Below are 5,845 nucleotides of genomic sequence, written 5' to 3'. Positions count from 1 at the left end.
CGGGTGCGGGCCAGCTCACCGCGGTCACGCTCGAGCACGACCGAGAGTCCGGCGAACCACGTCTGGCAGCGGAACGGCTGCGCAGCAGCTTCGAGCACCACCGGCCAGACACAGTCGAGCAGGTCACGCATCTGCTGCACCGCACCGGTGGTCTCGGTGATCAACTGCTCGCGACGCGCACCGAGGTGCCGCGCACGCGCCCAGGTCTCGTCGCTCTGCTCGGGGATGTAGCAGCGCAGCTGCGCGGTCAACCGGGCGATCAGCACCGCGTCCTTCTCATCGGTCTTGTCCATCGTCAGGTCCTCGGTGCGCCGCGCGGCCGAGGTCAACGCCGGCTGCACACACACGAACGGCATCCCCCGTCTCGCGGCGAGCTCGCCGAGGACCCGCCATCGGTGCCCGGTCGGCTCACACGCCACCGTCACCCCGGTAAACCCCTTCGCCGCCGCACGGTCGGCGGCCCAGTCCAACGCCGCCCCGAGGTCCCACGCCTTGCACCGAAACGTCTTACGCGCCAGCACCTTCGAGTCGTGATCACACACCACGACCATCTGCTTCACATCAGCCAGATCGATCCCGACGATCGCATTCACGACCGGCACCAAAGCCCGTAGCCGGGCCAGCCTCGCGTTGCGGTTGCGATCACCGCGCGACACACCATTACCGTGACTCACCGAACGTCCTCCTTGTGCGTGGGACACCAAGCCCGAAACGCATCAGGAGGACGTTCCTACGCCCTACACCGACACGCAGAACGTCTTTCTATGCCGCGTACCGGGCGACTCTGCCGATGTGCGGTTGTGCGATGTAGGTGCACGACTGAGACATATGCTGGCGCCGTGACCGCCCTGGCCATCGGTTTGTTCGTCATCGCCGCTTACGCAGCAGTCCTAGCGATCGTGGCGATCACTCGCCGCCGCGTTTTGTTTGGTCGGGGTAGGCCTGTTGCCAACTTCCGACTGTTCGGCGCATCGGCAGCCTTGCTCGCCGTGGCGATGGTTCTCGAAGGCTACGGCGAGCTGAAGGACGATTCCTACATTGGCCTCATCGGTGCCGTTCTCCTTCTCTTGGGGCTTGCGGGGTCGTTCTCAGCGCGTAGCTGAGCTGTGCGTAACCGACCTTGCGCGCGGAGCGGTAGCTCCCATGCCGCGTTGAGCGCTACCGCGCTCATGCCGCGCTGCGTGCCCGGGATTACCGAGCGTAGGTGTCAGCGACGTCGGGTTCGATCGGCGATACGTAGAGGACGTTGCCTGACTCTGAAGCCTGAGATGTCGAAGCGCAGTAGGTGACCGGCTTGATCAACTGTTGTGCCGTCGTGTGCACCGCCTGCGGCCGCGCGGTGCCGGGCAGTCCGACCTCCAAGGTCGTGGATTGTCTTTGAACAGCGATGTCACATCGGTACTTGGCGACGAGGAAGCGAGCTGTCGCGGACTTCGGCACCAAAAGCGTTTCAGGCGCGGCACCGGTCACGTAGCGACCGCCGTGGACTGCCACGAACGGGATGACTCCGCGCTTGTCGCGAAAGGCGACTGTCGGATACCCGCGCAGCGAGCATGCAGGGCCAATGTTCAAGACCTCGAACGGCATCTCAGTCTCACCGGTCTCACCTCCGAACCTTTGCTGGGCGATGACTGACACCCGCTGAGCGCTGCATCGAGGAACGTGGTCGCCGGGCCGCAGAACGCGGACAGTGCCCGGAACGTCAGCGGACACGCGGGTGGCTGACGGAACCGGACTCGTCGATGCGGTCCTCGCCTGCGACGCCGCGGACGATCTCGTCCCGGCTGCAACCGATGAGTGTGCTGCAGTAGACCTCGATGTACATGCCACTCCAACCCACGGCGCGACGAATAGCGCCACGATGGGGATCATCCGCCGACCCAGTCCCATACGTACCTCCGTCTGAGTCAGACATCAAGACGACCATTCTCGTTGCACACGAGCTTCACCATGCGCTCTCATGCCGCGCTGAGCGCTGCCGCGCTCTCATGCCGCGTTGAGCGCTGCCGCGCTCTCATGCCGCGCTCTCATGCCGCGTTGAGCGCTACCGCTCTTTTAGCTGTCTTCGCGTGGGACGACGCGCATGCCGTGCCGACGCTCGAGCACGCGGGGGTCCGGCGGCAACGTTTCCCACAGCACGTCCGGCGCGGTGCGGGACGGCATCTGCCCTGCTGAGGCGGTTAGATCGCTGAAGAGAGCGAGCGTGCGCCCTATTTCGTCGCAGCCGGCGCGAGGATGCCGCGCCGACCGAGCTGGTGAGCGACCTGCGCCACTTCCTGGCAGCGTTCGTAGGCCTCGCGGTCGTCGGTGTCGGACTGGAGGATCTCCAGGGACAACCCAGTGGTCATCCGCGCCCCGGCGCTAGTGAGGTCGAGGACCTCGTCCACCGTCACACCCGCGGTGACCAGGATGCGCGGACGGATCTCGGCCAGCATCGCCGGGTCCTCGATGGGGTCAATGAAGTGTCGGTACGCCTCGACGACGACCGACGGCTCCGGCTCTCCCAGGTACAGCACATCGAACCCACGCTTGGTGCCCCAGCGCCCGTACCCCGCATGCCCGTCCAGTGCCCGCTGCGGGTAACCGGCGTCGGAATGACGTAGCCAGGTGCCCTTGACCGTGACCGGCGTCAGCGACGCGATGCGGACGGCGAGCGTCTCCATGGCAGCTGTCCTACATGCCGCCGCTGACGCGCTCGGCCTCAGCCATGACGAGGTCGAACTGCCCGGAGATCAGAAGGTCGAGCGGGCGTTCGCGGTTGAGGTTGCGGTTGCGGGCGTTCAGCCAGATCCGCACGCCTTCGTCTGTGTAGGCGTGCCGAAGCTCGCGAACGATGTACTGAATGTCTAGCAGGCGGCGGGCCTTGACGCCGCCGGGGATGGTGCTGCCGCTGGCCCAGTTGCCGATGGTTCGAGCGCTGGCGCCAACAGCCTTGCCCAGCTCGACCTGGGTGATGCCAGCGTCGCTGACGTCCTCAATTACACGCAGGAACGTCAGGCCGCCGTGCTCGTTTGATGCGGCGGTCATTGCTGCCTCTTCTTCATGTGTCCGATTGTGCTGCGCGTCGAATTGCCCGTCAAGTTGCCGCGCGATTTCCGATTAAGTTGCGTGTCTTGTGTAGGGTGGTTCTCGACAGCGAAGGAGGTAACCCATGCCGGACCTGCTGATCAGGCCCAGCGGGCTCGACGCTGCGCTGATGGACACGTTCCTGATGCCGCTCGCCGGCCGCCCACCCGGCGATGTAGTGGTGCGTCCGCGGCTGGTACTGCCCGCGCACATCGCCGCCTCCAAGACCCAGTTCGCTGACAGCGCCCGCCGAGCCGGCGTACCGGTCCTGGTCGACCTAGACACCTATTTTCTCCAGGACCTCCAGCACCCCGGTGATCCGTGGGCCAAGCTGCCATTTGCCCGCCCGGACGTGCTGACGCCTACACAGCTGACCCGCGAGCTGGCCCTCGATATCACCCGCGCCGCCATCGCCGCGCAGATCGCCGCCGGGGCGACGGCTCTGATGTGCCCCTACATCCACATCAAGGCCGCCGGCGACGGTTGGGCTGAACGGCAGATCCTGCTCTACCGCGCGATGCGCGCGGTCCTGGACGCCGAGAAGATCTCGCTGCCGACGGTCGCGGTCGTCGACATCGGCTGGCGACTGCTGGAACGACCTGCCTGGTCACAGGCCCTGGGCCCGCTGCTGGCCGCCATCGATGCTGCCGGCTTCGACGAGATTGCACTCTCGGCCACCGGCGTCGACGACGGCGCCAAGCCGCAAGACCGGACCGCGTCGCTGCTAGCGGCCATCGCCCGCGCGAAGGTGACTGCACCGGTCATTGCCTTCAACCAAGGGCTGCTGGGCGAGCTGGCCATCGCCGGCGGCGCAGTCGGATACAGCACCGGCATCGGCTGGCGCGAGCGGCCCGACACGCCCACTCGAATGCGGGAGCGCCGCGCCGCACCGGAACCCAACAGCCCCCGCTCGCGTAGGCCCGTGTTCATCGGCAAGCTCGGACGCAGCATCGCCGCCAACACCGTCGCCGAGCTCATCTCGCACCGCACCATCGCGCCGGACCTGCCGTGCCCGCCCGGACGCGGATGCTGCCGCGACGGGGCCAGCGCACTGACCGGCGACGGCCGCTGGCACGCGCTATACGCCCGCGTGTCGCTGCCGTGCGATCTCGCCAACACCGATCACCGCTTCCGCTGGGCCGAGCTGGCCCGCCGGGCTCAGGAGGGCATCGACCTGGCCGCACGCATCAACGTCGTCGCCGAACGCGAGCACCTCAACCGGGTCAACGACGCGGCGCTCCGCGCGATCGCGATCTGCGCGACGGCGCAGCAAAGTCGAATCGCCCGCCGCGCAGCCTGAACTACGGGCGCGCGTCTCGCGCACGGATCAGGTTCCGATCAGACACGCTCATGCGCCTGAGGAGGACAGACCCGCCTCCAACAATCACGATCACTCATGCCGATGGGCGGTTGCGTGGCTCAGTAGCGTGTTGAATGCCCTGGGGTATTGGCGAGTGGACGGAAGTAGGGAGCGAGCGGCGGTGAGCGAAGCACCGATCGAGCTGGTAGCTCTGGATGAGCCGTACGAAGGAGTCATCTCCGCGCACCGGGACGGCGAACCGAGCTTCTCTCATGTGCAGGACGTGGCGGACACCATCATGGCCGCGCTGTCGCGGGGCGTCGACCTCATAGTGCCGGCCGCCCTGTTCGCTGAAATCCAGAATAGCTTCCCGCCAGAGCTGCCGCCCTACATCAAGGTTCGGTAGACGCGCTGCCGCGCTCTCCTGCCGCGTTGAGCGCTCCGCCACGGTCGCTGCCGTGGCATGGCTCTTTCAGGCGCGCCCGGCTCGGCCGAGATCGTTGGACTTCGCCGCGATGATGGAGGTGTGATCCGCATCCTGGCGCATGCCCCGAACAGCCTGACGAGGGAGTTCGATCTCGGCCGTGCGGCCGAATCCGCCGGTCTCGAGGTTGTCCGGATCGCGGCCAGTGACGACGGCTGGGTCGATATACCCGCGCTGGTGCGCACCGCCGGTCAAGGTGTCGCCTACCGCTGCGCCGGCGGCCCGCTAGCAAAAGCAATACACCTCGGCGCTCCCATCCATCTGAACGGCGCCACCGCCGAATGGTTCGTGGGCCTGCCACACGAGGTCACTGGTCGCAACTGGGCCCTCGTCGATGTCGCCAGCGCGCGAGCGATGCTCGCTCGATCGGCGACCTTCATCAAGCTCGCCGAAGCCAAGTTCAGGGCCCTACCGGCTCGTCGCTATGCCACCGTCGCCGAACTCGACTCGGCATTGGCACTCGTGCACGCTCCCGACACGATTGCCCTACTCGCCACCACCGACTGGCTGACGATCGACTCCGAGTACCGCGTCTTCACCATCGGCCGCGAAGTGGTCGCGTGGTCGCCGTACCTCGTCCAGGACGACCCATGGACACCGCTGCTGCGCACCCACCGCGCGTCGTTCCACGACGAGGCCGCGACCTTCATCAGTGGCGTGCTGGCCGCGCTACCCGACAGCGACGTACCGCCCACAGCGGTCCTCGATGTTGCTCGACTCGCGGACAACCGGTTCGTTGTCCTCGAGGTCAACCACGTCTGGTCCTCCGGCCTCTACGGGTGCGACCCCGACCATGTCCTTCGTGCAGTGATCCGGGCCGCCAGCGCGGAGGCCAATCACTTCAGCGGTTGGCAATGGCAACCCGACCCCGGCATCGCCACCTTGCACCGCTAACCCGAACGGATCAGCCCAACGCCTCTTCGATCAGCAAGGCTCCGCGCTCATGCCGCGGATAGGCGCGTTCTGCGTCCAGTGGTCGATCGGCTGGCTGGACA

9 protein-coding genes are annotated in these 5,845 nt (G+C 66.7%); 4 read left to right on the top strand and 5 right to left on the bottom strand.

The annotated features are described in order from the left end of the window. On the bottom strand, window positions 1-674 hold a 674-nt coding region (locus tag ACFFC4_RS21930), incomplete at its 3' end, for a transposase (protein ID WP_375504845.1). Window positions 675-839: 165 nt separating this feature from the next. Between ACFFC4_RS21930 and ACFFC4_RS21925 the strand changes: the two genes are divergently transcribed. Further along, window positions 840-1,103, top strand: coding sequence for a hypothetical protein (locus tag ACFFC4_RS21925; protein ID WP_375504843.1), 264 nt, complete (start codon window positions 840-842; stop codon window positions 1,101-1,103). An 88-nt stretch (window positions 1,104-1,191) separates the two neighbouring features. Here the strand turns inward: ACFFC4_RS21925 and ACFFC4_RS21920 are convergent, their stop codons facing one another. The 4 genes from ACFFC4_RS21920 to ACFFC4_RS21905 all read right to left on the bottom strand — a co-directional run bounded on the left by ACFFC4_RS21920 (window position 1,192) and on the right by ACFFC4_RS21905 (window position 3,027). Next, window positions 1,192-1,713 (bottom strand): DUF4232 domain-containing protein, encoded by a 522-nt coding sequence (locus ACFFC4_RS21920; RefSeq protein WP_375504841.1) that lies wholly within the window; start codon window positions 1,711-1,713, stop codon window positions 1,192-1,194. Further along, on the bottom strand, window positions 1,703-1,825 hold the full coding sequence (locus tag ACFFC4_RS21915; RefSeq protein WP_375504839.1) for a hypothetical protein: 123 nt from the start codon (window positions 1,823-1,825) through the stop codon (window positions 1,703-1,705). Before ACFFC4_RS21915 ends, ACFFC4_RS21920 begins: the two co-directional genes overlap by 11 nt. Before the next feature lie 385 nt (window positions 1,826-2,210). Continuing rightward, window positions 2,211-2,663: an RES domain-containing protein gene (locus ACFFC4_RS21910; protein WP_375504837.1), complete on the bottom strand. Its 453-nt coding sequence runs from the start codon at window positions 2,661-2,663 to the stop codon at window positions 2,211-2,213. A 10-nt stretch (window positions 2,664-2,673) separates the two neighbouring features. Beyond that, entirely contained in the window at window positions 2,674-3,027 is a 354-nt protein-coding gene (locus ACFFC4_RS21905; RefSeq protein WP_375504835.1) for a DUF2384 domain-containing protein, read from the bottom strand. Window positions 3,028-3,151: 124 nt separating this feature from the next. Between ACFFC4_RS21905 and ACFFC4_RS21900 the strand changes: the two genes are divergently transcribed. From ACFFC4_RS21900 to ACFFC4_RS21890, 3 genes are all read left to right on the top strand, one after another. After that, entirely contained in the window at window positions 3,152-4,366 is a 1,215-nt protein-coding gene (locus tag ACFFC4_RS21900; RefSeq protein ID WP_375504833.1) for a hypothetical protein, read from the top strand. 181 nt (window positions 4,367-4,547) lie between these two features. After that, window positions 4,548-4,772, top strand: a complete 225-nt coding sequence (locus tag ACFFC4_RS21895) for a hypothetical protein (protein ID WP_375504831.1) — start codon at window positions 4,548-4,550, stop codon at window positions 4,770-4,772. Between the two features lie 120 nt (window positions 4,773-4,892). Further along, entirely contained in the window at window positions 4,893-5,744 is an 852-nt protein-coding gene (locus tag ACFFC4_RS21890) for an ATP-grasp domain-containing protein (RefSeq protein WP_375504829.1), read from the top strand. Window positions 5,745-5,845 lie beyond the last annotated feature (101 nt).

This window comes from uncultured Jatrophihabitans sp., from assembly GCF_964244045.1.
Lineage (GTDB): Bacteria > Actinomycetota > Actinomycetes > Mycobacteriales > Jatrophihabitantaceae > Jatrophihabitans.
Note: the sequence above shows the minus strand (reverse complement) of the source record. Positions and strands in the feature narration are given on the sequence as shown.